The following is a 16,764-nucleotide window of genomic DNA, read 5'->3' as shown; positions in this document are numbered from 1 at the left end:
TATCTCTCAGCCTCGTTTGTTATTTTTTCAAAAGCAAATAAACAAAATAAGGAGCACCGATTACGGCGGCGACAATTCCTGCTGGTACACCGTTAGGATCGGCAATATTATGTCCTATTGTGTCTGCAATCAGCAAAAGCCAACCGCCAAGTAAAATAGCGACAGGAATAAAAAGCTGATTTCTCGGTCCCACTAAGCCTTTAGCAATATGAGGAGCAAGAAGTCCAATAAAAGCAACGCCGCCCGTCACTGAAACTGCCGCTGCCGCTAATGCAACCGCGGCTAAAAGCAATGTTATACGTTCTTTCTCCATAGAAATGCCGACTCCAATAGCTGCAGCTTCATTTAAATTAAAAATATTTAATGAGTTTGCTTTGTACAATATAAAAGGAATCAAGACAAGAAGCCAAGGTAGAAGAGCCCATATAAAAGGCCAGTCTGTCCCCCAGATGTTCCCTGCAATCCATTTAGCAATAAAATCAACTTTAGCGCGATCAGCTGATGACATAATCACCACCATCATTCCAGAAAGAGCCATCGAAAAACCTACGCCTGTTAAGATAAGCTTTACAGGCTGCAGTCCTTGGCTTTTACTATATGCACAAAGATAGATGAGACTAGCTGTAAACAAGGCACCGATGAACCCTACTAGCGGAAGGGCATAGACGAAAGAACCAGCTTCAATTGGGGCAAATAAAAAGAATACAGCAATTGCGACTCCTGCTCCTGAATTAATTCCTATAATCCCAGGTTCCGCTAAATCATTGCGCGTAACACCTTGTAAGATAGCTCCTGATAAAGCTAGAGCCATTCCTGCTAGAAGCGTGATGATAATGCGCGGAAGTCGAATTGAAAAAAGGACGAACTCATCTGCAAAATCACCTTTGCCAAAAAGAGTAGGAAACACTTTATTATAAGGAAGGGGTGCATCACCGAGCGCCATTCCTATCACAACCGTTCCAAGAATCAAAACAGTGAGCAGCATCATAATTATTCGTTGTTTTCTAATAAGCACTGGGTGAATCATGAGAATGCTTTTCCTCCTTTACGAACAATGACTAAAAAGAAAGGTAAACCAATCATCGATACAACTGCTGCTATCGGTGTTTCATAAGGAGCACTTACTGTTCGAGCCAATGTATCAGCAAGCAGCATAAACGCTGCGCCAGTGATAGCGGACATAGGGATAATATAACGATAGTCGGTTCCTACGATTCCTCGTACAATATGAGGAATCATCAAGCCAATAAACACCATGTTTCCGACTAGCGCAACAGAAGCGCCGGCAAGAAGAATCATGACGACAAATAAAATGGTTTTGACTTTTGTTGTTTGCTGGCCTAACCCTACAGCGACTTCTTCATTTAAGCTCAAAATAGTAAGCTGCCGAGAAAGCAAAAGGGCAATGAATATACCGCCGACAATAAAAGGAACGATGATTTGAAGCTGTTCCCAAGAAGTGCCTACAATTCCGCCAGCAGTCCACATGGATACATCTTTTGAAATCTTAAAATAAATACCGAAGCCTTCTCCAATGGCATATAGAAATGCTGAAACGGCAGCCCCCGCTAGTACAATTCGAAGCGGAGAAAATCCTCCTCTTTTTATAGCAGCAATTCCAAACACCAGGATTGCGCCAACCCCGGCTCCTATAAAGCAAGCAATCGTAATACCCAAATAATTTATAGAAGGGATCAAGGCAATTGTTACAGCTAAAGCCGCATTTGCGCCAGACGTTAACCCTAAGAGTCCTGGATCTGCAAGAGGGTTTCTTGTCATACCTTGCATAATTGCTCCTGATACGGATAAAGCAGCGCCAACAAAAACAGCGGCGATTTCACGGGGTAAACGAATATCCCGGATGATCGAGATGTGTTCGTTTACAGTGCTTGATGAAAGTGCTAACCACACATCTTTTATAGATATATCAGCAGCGCCAAAAACCATTGAAGAAACAAACATTGTGATGAATACGAACAGCATACCTATTAATTTATATAAAAAGGGAATGAAACGCTGATTGTCTTTTTTCATAAAACACCCATCTTTTCATGTGAGAATAAATTTAGTAACACAAAGCAAGAGGAATCCTAAAAAGAATTCCTCTTGAATGAATTACTTACCAAGAAATTTTTGAGTAAAGAAATCTAGTTGATAATCTAGTGTGATTGGATCATTAAAATAAAATTCTTTTGCATTTGCTTCAAATACGTGATTGTTCTTTACAGCAGGAATATTTTTGTACGTATCTGTTTTCTCAAATGATGTATCTCCATCTTGGTTTTTGCTGAAGATTAAATAATCTCCGGCATATTCAGGAAGAACTTCCGGTGAAATTGCATAGTACCCATCTTTCAAAGCCATTTTTTTTACTTTCTGCGGCATTTTTAATTTCATTTCTTGATAAAGAATCTCCGTTCCGCGTCCCCAGTTATTCCCAAACACATAAAGCTGTTTGTCAAAGTTCTCAATAACTGAAACCGTGGCATCTTCGCCAATTTTAGCTTTGATGTCAGAACCAGCTTTTGCCGCACGCTTTTTAAAGTCGTCTACCCATGATTGTGCTTCTTTTTCTTTATTTAATAGCTTTCCAATTTCTACATGCTGAGTAAGGTAATCTACTTTATCGTATGTATACGTGACAGTAGGGGCAATTTTTTTCAATTTATCAATGTTTTTTGTAGTAGATAAGCCAATAATTAAGTCAGGCTTTAATTCAATGATCTTTTCTAAATTTTCCTCTGATACTTCTTCGACGCCTTTTAATTTCTTTTCAAAGCGGGGATTCATTTTAGACCATGAGTCCACTCCGACAATGTTAACACCTAAAGAAAGTACGTTACCTGCATAGGAACCTAACACAACAACACGTTTCGGATTAGCCGGAACTTTTACAGGGCCGTCTTCAGATTGATATGTGATCGTCTTGGATTCGCTGTTTTTGCTAGAATCATTTTTACTTTCAGTTGAACCGCTGCTGCAGGCACTAATAAGTAGTACGAATATAAGCATGAATGGAAGCAGTAATTTTTTCATTTAGTTATCTCCTCTTAATAAGTTATATGTGATGCACATTGGTTTATTTGTTCTCGGATCCCGCCCAATTTCAGCGTCGATATGAAACACTTTTTTTAGAACGTCCTGCGTAATGACTTCTTCACATTTTCCGGCTTTGACAATTTCTCCATCTTTTAAAGCGATAATATAATCCGCAAAGCGAGCGGCTTGATTTAGATCATGAAGCACCATTACAACTGTACGTTCTTGCTCTTTGTTTAGTTTTTGCAGGAGTTCAAGTACTTCTAACTGATGAGCCATATCCAAGTAGGTAGTAGGCTCATCGAGGAATATAATATCGGTTTCTTGAGCTAAAGCCATCGCAATCCACACTCGCTGGCGCTGACCGCCTGAAAGAGAGTCAACGGGACGAAACTTGTAATCTTTTGTTCCGGTTACTTCAAGCGCCCAGTCAATCATTTTATAGTCTTCTTTCGATAGACGCCCAAAACCTTTTTGATAGGGAAATCGCCCATAAGATACAAGTTCTCCAACAGTTAGGCCGCTGGCACTTTCTGGTGTCTGAGGGAGAATCGCCATTTTTTTAGCGAGTGATTTTGTATGTTCTGTTGAAATGTTTTCGCCATCTAAAATGACGGAGCCAGATTGATGGGAAATAATGCGGGTGATGGCTTTTAAAAGCGTTGATTTGCCGCATCCGTTTGAACCAATAATCGTGGTAATCTTTTTGTCTGGAATGTTAACGCTTAAATTCTTAACTATTAGACGTTCACCATAACTAATATGTAATTTCTCTGTATATAGGCGAACCATATTTGCCCCTCCGTTTACGTTTAATACAACGATACTTGATAATGATTATCAATGTCGTTTACTTTACATACTATAATTCGAACGTTTTCAGATGTCAATAGTTATTTTTATTGTCAAAACGGTGAAGAAGATGTATATTCAAATGAGAATGATAATCAATAACGATTAATTGCAAGGAGTGGATGTTTATGACAAAAAACGAACTGTTTGACGTGACAATTATAGGAGGGGGGCCGGCTGGCCTTTACTCGACTTTTTATAGTGGACTAAGAGAAATGAAAACAAAGCTAATTGAATATCAGCCAAAGCTAGGCGGAAAGCTTCACGTTTATCCTGAAAAAATGATTTGGGATGTCGGAGGCCAAACTCCTATTACTGGTGCGAAGCTTATTGAACAGCTTGTTGAACAAGGGCTGACGTTTGATCCAACTGTTGTTTTAAATGAGAAAGTTGACTCCATTTCCCGCTTAGAAGATGGTATTTTCCAGCTGACGAGTTCTTCAGGGAAACATCATTACTCTAAAACGATTATCCTTGCTGTGGGAGGAGGTATTTTAAATCCGCAAAAGCTCAAAATCGAAGGGGCAGAACGATTTGAAGTAACAAACTTAAACTATACGGTTAAATCTCTGCAGCATTTTAAAAATAAAACGGTGATTGTTTCCGGAGGAGGTAATTCAGCCATTGATTGGGCAAATGAGCTAGAGCCCGTTGCTGAAAAGGTATATATTACGTATCGAAACAGTGAACTAACTGGTCATGAAGCACAGGTGAGACAATTAATAAACAGTTCAGCTCACTGTCTGCTTAACACATCTATTACAAAATTAGTGGCTGATGCGACGCATGAATTTATTGAAACAGTTGAGCTGACTAATCATCAAACCGGTGAGATTTCTTATTTGCTGGTTGAAGAAGTTATCATTAATCACGGTTATGAAAGAGATACAGAGCTGTTAAAAAACAGTAAACTACATATCAAAACCATTGATGACTATTACATCGCAGGTAATGCAGCAAGCGAAACGTCTGTAGAAGGCGTATATGCAGCGGGAGATATTCTCATGCACGAAGGGAAAGTCCATTTAATTACGGGTGCTTTTCAAGATGCTGCTAATGCCGTAAACAAAGCAAAACAATTCGTTCAGCCTTCTGCGGCTAAGACAGCTATGGTTTCTTCTCACAATGAAGTATTCAAAAAGCGTAATTCAACACTAATTAAACAAATGATGAAGTAAAGCGAGATGCAGGGTGCATGTCGCTTCTTTCTCTACGGTAGAATTATCTAAGTAAGGAGGAAGGGAACGAAAAAAGAAAAGAGAAATATAATAAAAGAAAACGCTTACATTTTTAAAGATGACACAGCGCTTGTTTGCATAAGGGGGAAGCCGTATGAACGAAAAAGAGAAATATCAGTTTGAAACAAAAGCCATTCACGCAGGGTATGAATCAAAACATCATTTTGATAGTTTAGCTCCGCCTATTTATCAAACGTCTACATTTACATTTTCATCTCTAGAACAAGGTGCAAACCGGTTTAGCGGAGCAGAAGATGGTTATGTATATTCCCGGTTATCTAATCCAACGATCACCATTTTAGAAGAGCGTATGGCACAGCTTGAAGAAGGAGAAGCCGCTTTGGCATTTGGATCGGGAATGGCTGCAGTATCGGCTGTATTGATTGGACTTACAAAAGCAGGCGATCATATTTTGTGTTCTAAAGGAGTGTATGGATGCACGTTTGGTCTCTTAGAAATGCTTGAGGAAAAATATCAAATCCGTCATTCTTTCTCCAGCTTGGAAACTGAGGAAGAAATTCTTGCTGCTATCAGAAAAGATACAGCATGTATTTATATTGAAACACCGATTAACCCGACTATGACTTTAGTAGATTTAGAGTTAGTTACTTCTATCGCCAAACAAAAAGGAATTCCTGTGGTAGTAGACAATACCTTTTCAACTCCTTATTTGCAGCAGCCGCTGAAGCTTGGATGCGACTTAGTCATTCATAGCGCAACAAAATTTATTGGTGGACACGGAGATGTTGTCGCGGGAATTGTAGTAGGGAACGAAGAGGTTATTTCCGTACTGCGCAAAACGACGCAAAAAGATATCGGAGGCATTCTTTCACCGTTTGATGCTTGGCTGTTACTCCGAGGCTTAAAAACGCTGGCCGTTCGAATGGATCGTCACTGTGAAAATGCTGAACATATCGCAAAACAATTAAGTCTCCATCCCAAGGTGAAAGCCGTTTATTATCCAGGTGATAAAAAGAGCACTGCTTATTCTCTCATGCAAAAGCAAATGAAAAAAGGAGGGGGGCTTCTCTCCTTTGAAGTGAAAGGAGGTTATGAAGAAACCGTAAAAGTGGTTAATCAGCTTAAGCTCATTTCCATTGCGGTGAGTCTTGGAGATGCTGAAACACTTATTCAGCATCCTGCCTCGATGACGCATGCAGTTGTGCCGGAAGAAGCTCGAAAAGAAATGGGAATCTCAAACGAACTCCTTCGCTTATCAGTTGGACTGGAAGCATGGGAAGATATTATGAGAGATTTACAGCAGGCATTAGATAGTATATAAAAAAACAACGCTTGAAGTATCTTAAGGATATTTCAAGCGTTGTTTTTTGAATATCAATCGTATGTCATCACTCATACATCCTTTTTTGCGAGTGGAACTTTACCTACATCTTTAGACAAATGTCCTAGACAGAAGAGATGCCTTTCAATAGACTAAAGGTTATCTGTGAAAATACAATATTTAGGTAAGGAAGGTGCACTGCTATTATGCTTCATAATCCAACTGGGAAAAAACGTCTAGGATTGGCGTTTCTTCTCAGCACGCTTGCGATATTAGGTCCGCTTAATATCGATATGTATTTGCCAAGTTTTCCTGCTATTGCTGATCATTTAAATGCGCGAGCTTCACTTGTTCAGCTTAGTTTAACATCGTGTTTACTAGGCCTTGCCGTTGGTCAAATCGTGATTGGTCCAATCAGTGATGCGAAGGGAAGAAAAGGACCTTTACTCATTTCCATCTCTTTATTTATGCTATCGTCATTGCTCTGTGCGCTGGCTCCTACTATCACGGCTTTAATTATCGCACGCTTTTTGCAGGGGTTTACGGCTTCGGCAGGAGTTGTTCTTTCTCGAGCCATTGTCAGAGACGTTTTTAGTGGAAGGGAGCTTACGAAGTTTTTTGCTCTGTTAATGGTTATCAATGCCTTTGCACCAATGATAGCACCAATGGCCGGAGGTGCTATTTTACTTCTTCCTTTTGCAAGTTGGCATACTATTTTCTTGTTTTTAAGTTTAATAGGTCTTTTAATTGTTTTAACAATCTCAATGCGTTTAAAAGAAACTTTGCCAATTGAAAATAGAACGCCAAGTTCAATTGGTCATTCCGTTCGCACAATGGGCAGTTTATTACAAGACCGTTCTTTTATTGGTTATGCCTTAATTGTCGGACTGGTCCACGGAGGAAGCTTTGCTTATGTATCAGGCACTCCATTTGTCTATCAAGGGATCTACCATGTTTCTCCGCAAGTTTTTAGCATTTTGTTTGGGATTAACGGCTTGGCCATTGTGACTGGAAGCTTTATTATTGGGCGCTTTAGCGGAATTCTTCATGAAAGAAGCCTGCTTCGCATTGCCGTGATTACGGCTGTAAGTGCTACTAGCGTACTTCTTATCATGACCATGCTTAAAGGGCCGCTGGCTACGATTGTTATTCCCATTTTTATTTACATGATCTCTATAGGAATGACGATCACAGGCTCGGTGACATTGGCAATGAAAAATCAAGGACATAGAGCAGGAAGTGCGAGTGCCGTGTTAGGCATGCTTCCACTAACTTTAGGATCAATTGTTTCTCCTTTAGTGGGTATTAACGAAACCACAGCGATTCCGATGGCTGCTATTTTATTTAGTACGGCGCTTTTGGGTTTTGTAGCTTTCTTTACGTTAACTAAAAACAAGAAAGAAACAGAAAAGTGCGACGTTAACGAGTTTAAAACGGAAGTTTCTCCGTAATCACTTTTTTGATTGTTTGAAAGCATCACTCCTTTGTGAAAATGAGTGATGCAAATTTATTCAATTATTGGATAATATATGCTAACCTTAGGGCATGATCGAAAGGAGTGGATAATAATGAGTAAAGTAATTCCTGAAATAACCCTTAATGACGGGGTAACCTTGCCTGCTATAGGCTTTGGTACATACAAGCTTAACGGAAATGAAGGAGTCAACGCTATAACGAGTGCGATTGATGTAGGGTATCGTCTAATTGATACGGCTTATAATTACGAAAATGAAGGCACCGTGGGCCAAGCTCTTCGAAGAACGCCGGTTTCTAGACAAGAACTATTCGTTACGTCTAAACTCCCAGGGCGATACCATACGTATGACAAAGCAATTCCTACCATCCAAGAATCTTTATATCGCGCGAATTTAGACTATTATGATTTGTATCTTATTCATTGGCCTAATCCTAAACAAGATCATTATGTAGAAGCTTGGCAAGCATTGATTGATGCGAAGCGCTGGGGATTGATTCGTTCAATCGGTGTTTGCAATTTTCTTCCCGAGCATGTTGAGCGCTTGGAAAAAGAGACCGGCATTTTACCAAGTATCAATCAAATAGAACTGCATCCTTTTTTTAATCAACATCAATATCGAAATTGGTATCAGGAGAAAAACATTCAAATTGAATCTTGGAGTCCACTAGGGCGAGCAAGTGCTGTTTTAGAAAATGAAGCAATTAAACAAATTGCCGACCGTCATAATAAGACAGTTTCACAAGTGATTTTGCGATGGCATTATCAGCTAGGGGCGATTTCAATTCCAAAATCGTCATCTCGCAAGCGGCAGCTTGAAAACATATCCATTTTTTCATTTTCTTTAGATGAAACTGAGATGAATATGATTTCAGAATTGAACCGCGAGGATGGAAGACTTAATAATCAAGACCCCGCTGCTTATGAAGAATTTTAACTATAAGGCCTCACTTATTTTTTAAGTGAGGCTTTTATTCTATGGTTTTTCATTATTTAAGACTGAAAATAGTCCGTTTAGTTCTAACGATTGTAGGAGAAAATGTGTTAAAATATTCCGAAAAAAGGAGTGGTGAACCATGGAAAAAGTAATTAAAGCGATTCAAGACGAATATCCGGATGATTTTGCATGGTGTTACGGCTGCGGCCGATTAAACCAGGACGGCTATCATTTTCGCACAGGATGGCTAGGAGAAAAAACTATTACCCTTTATACACCTAAGGCTGAACATACAGCTATACCAGGATTTGTTTATGGCGGACTTCTTGCATCACTGATTGATTGCCATGGAACAGGCTCTGCATCTCTTGCTCTATACCGTAAAAATGGCTACGAAATAGGAGATTCAGCAGAGCCGCCGCGGTTTGTTACCGGTTCTCTCCACGTAGATTTTAAAAAACCAACGCCACAGGGTGAAGTACTAAAAGCGATAGGAACGGTTGAAGAAATTCACCCGAAGAAATGGAGAGTTAAAACAGAAGTATACGCGAGTGACATCATTGTTGCGACCGGAGAAGTTGTGGCAGTTGTTATGCCAAGTACGTTTAAACGCAAAGAAGACTAAAAAATGCAAAATAGTTACATAAAAAGGGAGGAAAAGGTATGGGTAAATGTAATTTAGACCACTCGGTAGAAGATGTACAGCAGAAGTTTAACTCGCAGTCACAATGGCTGCCAGAAGATATTCGCTCGTTATTTCATGAGTTTCTCGTACGAAATCCTTCGCAAACAACATTAAACGAGATGTTTCATTTGCTGAAGAAATATGATTTGGTTGATGAACAAGAAAGAAAAGAGCGAGATCGAAAAATCAAATGGCTGATATTAAATAAAGAAGAGACGAACAACTAGAAGCAACTACATACAGTAAACCTACGCTTACGACCACAATGAAAAAATCCGAACGAGTTGGATTCTCCATCAAGAATCTCGCTTCATCGTTCGGATCTTTCTTCAAATAAAATACTTTTACCCCAGCCTCTTTTTAACGAGATTAAAAGTAATCACCACCACTTAAACCCGTCGTCTTCTAACAAATGATTTGAAGCTGCTGGTCCCATCGTACCCGCAGGATAAAAATGAAGAGGAAAGCGTTCATCATTAAAAACTTCTAAAATAGGTTGCACCCATTTCCAAGATAATTCAACTTCTTCCCAATGAGCAAAAAATGTGGAGTCTCCCTGTAAAGCATCAAATAACAGCAGTTCATAAGCTTCGGGTACTTCTTTTTGATTTGTTGAGAAATTGATAAAAATCGGTTCGATTTTATTGTCATTCAAAGGGTTTTTGCTGTTTAATTGCAGTGATATACCTTCATTTGGGCTGATTTCGACAACCAAAAGGTTGGGAATAACTTCTTCGTCTGTATAAACATCCTTTAAAGGATGTTTAAATTCAATGACGATACGCGTGCATTTTTTACTCATTTTTTTTCCTGTGCGAAGATAGAAAGGAACTCCTTTCCAAAGCTCATGATCAATCCATACCCGGACTGCTATAAATGTGTCATTAACGGAAGCAGCATTGATGTCGGGCTCATCTTTATATCCTATAACGGAACGATTTTGGATTTTTCCCGCTTCGTATTGACCTCTTATGACGTTAGAATGGATAAACTCTTTTTGTAGAGGGCGAAGGCTTTTCATAATTTTTATCTTTTGTTGGCGAGTCTTTGCGATGTTAAGTGTCTTTGGCAGCTGCATGGCAGTCATCATAAGCATTTGAAGCATATGGTTTTGGAACATATCCCTAATTGCACCGGACTGATCATAGTAATGCGCTCTTTCTTCTACACCAACTGTTTCACTAGCTGTAATTTGGACATTTGCAACGTAGTGATGATTCCATAGTGCTTGTAAAATAGGGTTTGCAGATGCTAGAGCCTCCAAATTTTGAATCATTGGTTTTCCCAGATAGTGGTCGATACGATAAATCTCTTCTTCATTGAACGTTTCAGTAAGCTTTTGATTTAACACTTGAGCAGATTGTAAATCGTGTCCGAAAGGCTTTTCGATAATAAGGCGTTTCCAGCCTTTTGTAGATCCCAATCCGCCGCTATTTATATTTGAAGCAATAACGTCTACAAATTCAGGAGCCACTGATAAATAGAAAAGACGATTTTCAGGAATATTTAATTCTGCTTCGCCTTCTTGAATAGCATGCAGCAACTGGTCATATCCATCACTATTGGTAACATCCATTTTATGATAGCGAACTGTCTTAAGAAATTCTTTTATCTTGGATTCACCTTGGCTAAAGCGCCTTGAAAAAGTCTTTACTGATTCTTCTACATATATTTGAAAGGCATCATCAGACCAGTTGCTTCTACCCGTACCAACAATAGAAAAGGAAGAAGGCAGCTTTTTATCTAAAAATAAATTATATAACGCAGGAAAAATTTTTCTTTTAGCTAAATCTCCTGTTGCTCCAAATAAGATAAAGGTCATGGAATCCACTTCTAACGCTTGTGGTGAATGAGACTTGAGACAATTATCACGTGAACGAGCTACACTGCCCAATTGATCTCCTCCTTTATTTTAACGGTCTATTGCAGTGAATATAGTCTTTTACCACCTTTACAGATTACAGTATAGCAGGTACAATTTTCCTTTATAAGTAGACACTTTATTTTCATATAGTGTCTAAAACTATACTATTACGCATAAAAAGGGAGGAAAAAGGATTGAGCAGACTTTTTAGCAAAACGTTTAACTGTGAAAAGGAATTAACGTTAACGATTATTGGAGGCAAGTGGAAAATGTTGATTATGTGGCACCTAGGAAAAGAAGGGACGAAACGATTTGGGGAGTTAAAGTCCATGATGCCGGGAATTACTCAGCGAATGTTAGTAAGTCAGCTGCGAGAATTAGAAGAAGATCAAATCGTTCACCGAAAAGTCTATCCGGTTGTCCCTCCAAAAGTTGAATATTCCTTGACTGAACACGGGAGAAGCTTGATGCCCATCCTTGAGAGCATGGATGAGTGGGGAAAAAATTATATGGAAACCGTTATAGAGCCTGAAATGAATAATTCCAGCCATATGGGTTAAAATCTTTTGTTGAAAAGGATAAAGCTACCCTTATTATTCAGAATTTTCTAACATAAATACGAATGATACGCTGCATTGAAGCGTCCATAGTATATTTTTAGTGACTATATGTTTTAAAAGTGCCTACTTTTTTTTTGAAAGTAACGGTTTTACAATGAATTCATGCTAGACAACCCCATTTAATGAAGGAGTGAAGTAGGTATGGAACTTCAATTAGCATTGGATCTTGTAAATATTTCAGAGGCAAAAGAAGTAGTGCAGGAGGTTCAAGAGTATATCGATATTGTAGAAATTGGAACTCCAGTTGTGATTAACGAAGGGCTAAAAGCAGTCAAAGAAATCAAGGAAGCCTTTCCGTCTTTAAAGGTATTAGCTGATTTGAAAATTATGGATGCAGGTGCTTATGAAGTAATGAAAGCTTCTGAAGCGGGTGCTAGTATTATTACCATTCTTGGCGCTACTGATGATTCGACTATAAAAGGCGCTGTAGAAGAGGCCAAAAAACAAGGAACACAAATTCTTGTTGATATGATTAATGTAAAAAACCTTGAACAACGTGCAAAAGAAGTCGATGCACTCGGTGTTGACTATATTTGTGTACACACAGGGTATGATCTTCAAGCTGAAGGAGAAACCCCGTTCGAGCAGCTTCAAACGATTAAACGAGTTGTGAAAAATGCAAAAACAGCGGTGGCAGGAGGCATTAAACTGAATACACTTCCTGAAGTTGTGCAGTCACAGCCTGATCTTGTGATTGTAGGCGGGGGGATTACAAGTGAAAAAGACAAAAGAAACGTTGCAGAAGAAATGAAAAAAGTAGTCAAACAAGCAACTTTGGTCTAAAAATAAGCAAAAGTATTTAGGCCTTCAAAATTAATTAATCGGTAAATGGTTTAAAAAGAAGATAGCTAAGTTATTTTAGCTATCTTCTTTCCGTCATTTTTAGTATAACCATTCATTGATAAGAGTCATTTTGACAGATAGATAGTTTCTTTAAAATTCGTTATTCGAAAGAAAAAGACGGCGGTTTTTCTGGGATTTTAAAGTTAAGAAAGCGTTATCCGAACATTAGCGGAAGAAAGTGCAAAAAAATCTATGTCACACTTTTTGACAAAATACTTTGAAAATTATGAATATTAAAAATATAATTAACTATCGACAATATTTAACATCTTTAAACCAAAAAAGGAGGGAGATATGAAGTGATGGAACATAAGAGGATAGTAGTCATAGGAGCTGGAATTGTCGGGTGCAGCATTGCCTACTATTTAAGTAAAATGGGGCAAAGAAACATAACAGTGATTGAGCAAGGCCCTTTGTTTGAAACGGGAGGATCTACTTCTCACGCTCCGGGGCTTGTATTTCAGCTTAGCTTTTCAAAAATCCTGACAACACTAGCTTCTCACACGGTCGAGACCTTTAAAGAGTTGAGTACAGATGAACAGCGCTCTTTTTACCCGGTCGGCAGTTTAGAAGTTGCCCGTACATCCGAGCGATTAGAAGACCTAAAGAGAAAGGCTGGTGTTGCCAGCTCATGGGGAATCGAAGCTTTTCTTCTTTCACCGCAGGAATGCGCGGAAAAAAATTCGCTGATTTGTCCTGAGCGTATTTGCGGAGGTCTCTATGTTCCGTCAGACGGTATTGCCAAACCTTTGCATGCCGTTGATAAAATGACTCGTTTTTCTAAAGAGTGCGGAGTAGAATTTTACGGTCATACAGAAGTGACGAATATCGAAGTGACAAATGGTCAAGTAAAAGCAGTGTACACGAGCGCTGGAAAATTTGAAGCAGATGTAATCATGTGCTGTGCCGGATTTTGGGGGCCTCGCATCGGAGAAATGGTCGGTGTAACGATTCCTCTTCAGCCGATGGCTCATCAATATGTGTTTACAAATGATTTACTTGAATTAAACGGAGAAACGGAAGAAACCGCGACTCCTCTTATTCGAGATCAGGATAATGCAATTTATTTTCGTCAGGTAGAGAAAGGGCTTGGGATTGGATCATATCAGCATGAGCCGTTTCCAGTCGAACTCAGTGACATTACAAAATACGGAGAAACAAAAGAAATGCCTTCTGTTAAACCCTTTACACCAAAAGATTTTGAAAAACCGTGGGAAGATGCAATGGAATTAATTCCGGCATTAAAACAAGCAGGAATAAAAAAAGGAATGAACGGCATTTTTTCCTTCACACCTGATGGGATGCCGCTGCTTGGCGAATCACAAGCAGTAGGGGGATTTTGGGTAGCGGAAGCCATATGGGTAACGCACTCTGCAGGTGTCGCTAGGCAAATGGCCGAATGGGTGATGAATGGTGCTCCGACTGTGGATTTGGAGCTATGCGATATTAATCGTTTCGATACGTATGCATGCAGCCCTGTTTATTACAAACAGCGGTCTATTGAAGAGTATGAAGAGGTTTATAGCATTCATCATCCATTTATGCAGCGAAAAGTATCGCGAAACATGCGCGTAAGTCCATTTTATATGCGTCAGCAAGAACTAAAAGCGTATTTTAACGAAAAAGCAGGGTGGGAGCAGCCGCAGTGGTATGAAGCTAACTATCCGCTTATATCCACATATGAAAAGAAGATGGTAATAAGAAAGGGGTGGTCCGCTGAATATTGGTCACCAATTATCGAGGCTGAACAGTTGCATACTCGTCAGTACGCAGCGATTTACGATACAACGGCAGCAAAGAAAAGGTTGGAGATTAAAGGGGAAGGAGCTCTCCAGTTTTTACAGAAGCTAACGACAGGAAATATAGACATTACAGTAGGTCAAAGCATACGTACGTGTATGTTGCATGAGCGAGGCGGCATAAAAGATCAAATAACGGTTATTCGCAAAAATATATCCACTTTCTTGATTGTTTGTACGGGAGCTGTAGAAGCAAGCTGGATTCAAAAACACGTGCCTCAAGACGGTCAAGTTGTTTTTCAAGATGTAACGTCAGGGACATGCAGTATAGCATTAATTGGTCCTAAAGCTACAGGAGTAATGAAGTCCGTGGTTCAACGCTCAGACCTTAGCAGCACTTGGCTTCAAGGGCAAGCGAAAACCCTGTTTATTGAAAATAGTTCAGTTCTTGCTCTGCGTGATTCCTACGGGGGAATGGAGAGCTGGGAGTTGATTACGACTTCTGATCAAGGCCTGAATTTATGGGATTTATTAATTGAACAAGGACAGCCTTATCAGCTGATTGCCGCGGGAGACCGAGCTCTTGAAAACCTTCGAATTGAATCTTTTTCGTTAAAAAGCGGGAAAGACTTTTGGAGCGAGCATCATCCATATGAAGTTAACCTTCATGAAATGGTTGATTTAACAAAACCAGTTTTTATTGGGAAAGAGGCATTGCTTGATCGTCAGCGAAAAGATTCTGAAACAGTATTAGCGACGCTCATATTAGATGATCCTTCAGCGATAGTAATGGGATATGAACCGGTCTTTTATGGGGAAACAGCCCTCGGATTTGTTACAAGTGCCGGCTATTCATACAGCTTAGGAAAAGGAATTGTACACACTTTATTATCTCAAGCTGTACATGAAGAAATGGTTTTAGAAGTTGAATACTTTGGTCAGCGTTATAAAGCAACAATGATGACACACTCCCCAGCGGTAGTTTAATTGATCAATCGAAAGACAGGAGGAATGCAGATGTCAACACATTATGATGTCATTATTATCGGATTAGGAGCTATGGGGAGTACGGCTGCTTATCAGCTCGCCAAAAAAGGTCAGCGGGTATTGGGGTTAGAACAATACGGTCCCGCTCATGACCTAGGATCGAGTCACGGCGGTTCTAGAATCATTCGACAGTCGTATTTTGAAGACCCTGCTTACGTTCCATTATTGCTTCGCGCCTACGAATTATGGAATGAAATTGAAAGAGAAAGCGGTCAAGAAATTCTTACGGTTACCGGTGGACTTATGATGGGACCTCCTGATAGCTTGACGGTTTCTGGAAGCATCGAAAGCTCTAAACAGTGGAATCTTGCGTATGAGATTCTAGAAGCAAAGGATATTTACAAACGGTTTCCGGCGTTTACACCTTCACCTGCTACGGTTGCTCTATATGAAGAAAGAGCTGGATTCGTTAGGCCGGAAGCGAGCGTATATACTCACCTTCTTCAAGCAGAAAAGTACGGAGCTGAGCTTCATTTTTTTAAGGAAGTGGTGTCGTGGGAAGCTCATCCTTCTGGTGAAGGCGTGCGCGTTGTAACAGCTAATGGAATATACGAAGCTGGAAAAATCATTATTTCTGCAGGCGCTTGGGCACCCGATTTATTACGGGATTTAGGTGTTAGCTTACAAGTAGAGCGGCATGTGCAAATGTTTTTTGAACCAACACAAGGAATAGATGTTTTTTCAGTGGGAAAACAGCCGATTTATATTTGGGAAGCAGATGATTATGTACAGTTGTATGGTTTCCCTTCTTTTGGATTAAAGGCTGAAGGAGCAAAAGTGGCGTTTTTCCGAAAAGGAACAGCGTGTACGCCGGAAACGATTGATCGAAATATATATGAAGACGAAGTGAACATGATGCGGCACTATCTAGCTCAAGGTATTCCGCAGCTTAACGGTCGATTTTTACAAGGGAAAACGTGCATGTATACCAATACACCAGATGAACATTTTGTCATTTCACTGCATCCTGAATATCCTCAAGTAGCGATTGCAGCGGGATTTTCTGGACATGGTTTTAAGTTTGCAAGCGTAGTAGGAGAGATTTTAGCAGATTTAGTGATAGAGGGAAAAACTAATCACCCAATTGATTTGTTTACTCCGCAGCGATTTGCGGCGAATAAAATAGTATAAATTGTCGTCAGCT

General features: G+C 39.7%; 15 protein-coding genes. 10 read left to right on the top strand and 5 right to left on the bottom strand.

Annotation, left to right across the window (positions count from 1 at the left end; genetic code table 11):
- Positions 1-19: 19 nt before the first annotated feature.
- The 4 genes from ACFX4N_RS07135 to ACFX4N_RS07120 form a co-directional block, all read right to left on the bottom strand.
- Positions 20-1,027: a FecCD family ABC transporter permease gene (locus tag ACFX4N_RS07135; RefSeq protein WP_013056233.1), complete on the bottom strand. Its 1,008-nt coding sequence runs from the start codon at positions 1,025-1,027 to the stop codon at positions 20-22.
- A complete protein-coding gene (locus ACFX4N_RS07130; protein ID WP_013056234.1) occupies positions 1,024-2,034 on the bottom strand; it encodes a FecCD family ABC transporter permease in 1,011 nt (336 codons plus the stop codon). Before ACFX4N_RS07130 ends, ACFX4N_RS07135 begins: the two co-directional genes overlap by 4 nt.
- Before the next feature lie 81 nt (positions 2,035-2,115).
- Positions 2,116-3,036, bottom strand: coding sequence for an iron-hydroxamate ABC transporter substrate-binding protein (locus ACFX4N_RS07125; protein ID WP_057274617.1), 921 nt, complete (start codon positions 3,034-3,036; stop codon positions 2,116-2,118).
- Positions 3,037-3,831 carry an ABC transporter ATP-binding protein gene (locus tag ACFX4N_RS07120; protein WP_013056236.1) on the bottom strand — a complete coding sequence of 265 codons (795 nt, stop codon included), beginning with the start codon at positions 3,829-3,831 and terminating at the stop codon, positions 3,037-3,039.
- A gap of 188 nt (positions 3,832-4,019) precedes the next feature.
- Here ACFX4N_RS07120 and ACFX4N_RS07115 point away from each other — a divergent pair, with 188 nt between their 5' ends.
- The 6 genes from ACFX4N_RS07115 (at position 4,020) to ACFX4N_RS07090 (ending at position 9,734) form a co-directional block, all read left to right on the top strand.
- Positions 4,020-5,069, top strand: a complete 1,050-nt coding sequence (locus ACFX4N_RS07115; RefSeq protein ID WP_377261107.1) for an NAD(P)/FAD-dependent oxidoreductase — start codon at positions 4,020-4,022, stop codon at positions 5,067-5,069.
- 154 nt (positions 5,070-5,223) lie between these two features.
- Positions 5,224-6,411, top strand: coding sequence for a methionine gamma-lyase (gene megL, locus ACFX4N_RS07110; protein WP_192100630.1), 1,188 nt, complete (start codon positions 5,224-5,226; stop codon positions 6,409-6,411).
- Positions 6,412-6,617: 206 nt separating this feature from the next.
- Positions 6,618-7,862 (top strand): Bcr/CflA family efflux MFS transporter, encoded by a 1,245-nt coding sequence (locus ACFX4N_RS07105; protein ID WP_057274619.1) that lies wholly within the window; start codon positions 6,618-6,620, stop codon positions 7,860-7,862.
- A gap of 117 nt (positions 7,863-7,979) precedes the next feature.
- A complete protein-coding gene (locus ACFX4N_RS07100; protein WP_057274620.1) occupies positions 7,980-8,822 on the top strand; it encodes an aldo/keto reductase in 843 nt (280 codons plus the stop codon).
- Between the two features lie 139 nt (positions 8,823-8,961).
- The gene (locus ACFX4N_RS07095; RefSeq protein WP_192100631.1) at positions 8,962-9,447 is read left to right on the top strand and encodes a PaaI family thioesterase; all 486 of its coding nucleotides are present in this window, start codon (positions 8,962-8,964) and stop codon (positions 9,445-9,447) included.
- 38 nt (positions 9,448-9,485) lie between these two features.
- Entirely contained in the window at positions 9,486-9,734 is a 249-nt protein-coding gene (locus ACFX4N_RS07090; RefSeq protein ID WP_013056242.1) for a hypothetical protein, read from the top strand.
- A gap of 152 nt (positions 9,735-9,886) precedes the next feature.
- Here the strand turns inward: ACFX4N_RS07090 and zwf are convergent, their stop codons facing one another.
- Complete coding sequence (gene zwf, locus ACFX4N_RS07085; RefSeq protein ID WP_377261102.1) at positions 9,887-11,401, bottom strand: glucose-6-phosphate dehydrogenase; 1,515 nt, start codon at positions 11,399-11,401, stop codon at positions 9,887-9,889.
- A gap of 164 nt (positions 11,402-11,565) precedes the next feature.
- Between zwf and hxlR the strand changes: the two genes are divergently transcribed.
- The 4 genes from hxlR (at position 11,566) to solA (ending at position 16,751) form a co-directional block, all read left to right on the top strand.
- Positions 11,566-11,931 carry a transcriptional activator HxlR gene (gene hxlR, locus ACFX4N_RS07080; protein ID WP_013056244.1) on the top strand — a complete coding sequence of 122 codons (366 nt, stop codon included), beginning with the start codon at positions 11,566-11,568 and terminating at the stop codon, positions 11,929-11,931.
- A gap of 201 nt (positions 11,932-12,132) precedes the next feature.
- Positions 12,133-12,774, top strand: a complete 642-nt coding sequence (gene hxlA / locus ACFX4N_RS07075; protein WP_013056245.1) for a 3-hexulose-6-phosphate synthase — start codon at positions 12,133-12,135, stop codon at positions 12,772-12,774.
- A 362-nt stretch (positions 12,775-13,136) separates the two neighbouring features.
- On the top strand, positions 13,137-15,560 hold the full coding sequence (locus ACFX4N_RS07070; protein WP_199866505.1) for a GcvT family protein: 2,424 nt from the start codon (positions 13,137-13,139) through the stop codon (positions 15,558-15,560).
- Between the two features lie 30 nt (positions 15,561-15,590).
- On the top strand, positions 15,591-16,751 hold the full coding sequence (gene solA / locus ACFX4N_RS07065) for an N-methyl-L-tryptophan oxidase (protein WP_053487048.1): 1,161 nt from the start codon (positions 15,591-15,593) through the stop codon (positions 16,749-16,751).
- Positions 16,752-16,764 lie beyond the last annotated feature (13 nt).

Origin of the sequence: Priestia sp. YIM B13551, assembly GCF_042787905.1 — a bacterium.
Lineage (GTDB): Bacteria > Bacillota > Bacilli > Bacillales > Bacillaceae_H > Priestia.
The sequence above is the reverse complement of the archived record's forward strand: the minus strand, read 5'-3'. Positions and strand labels throughout refer to the sequence as shown.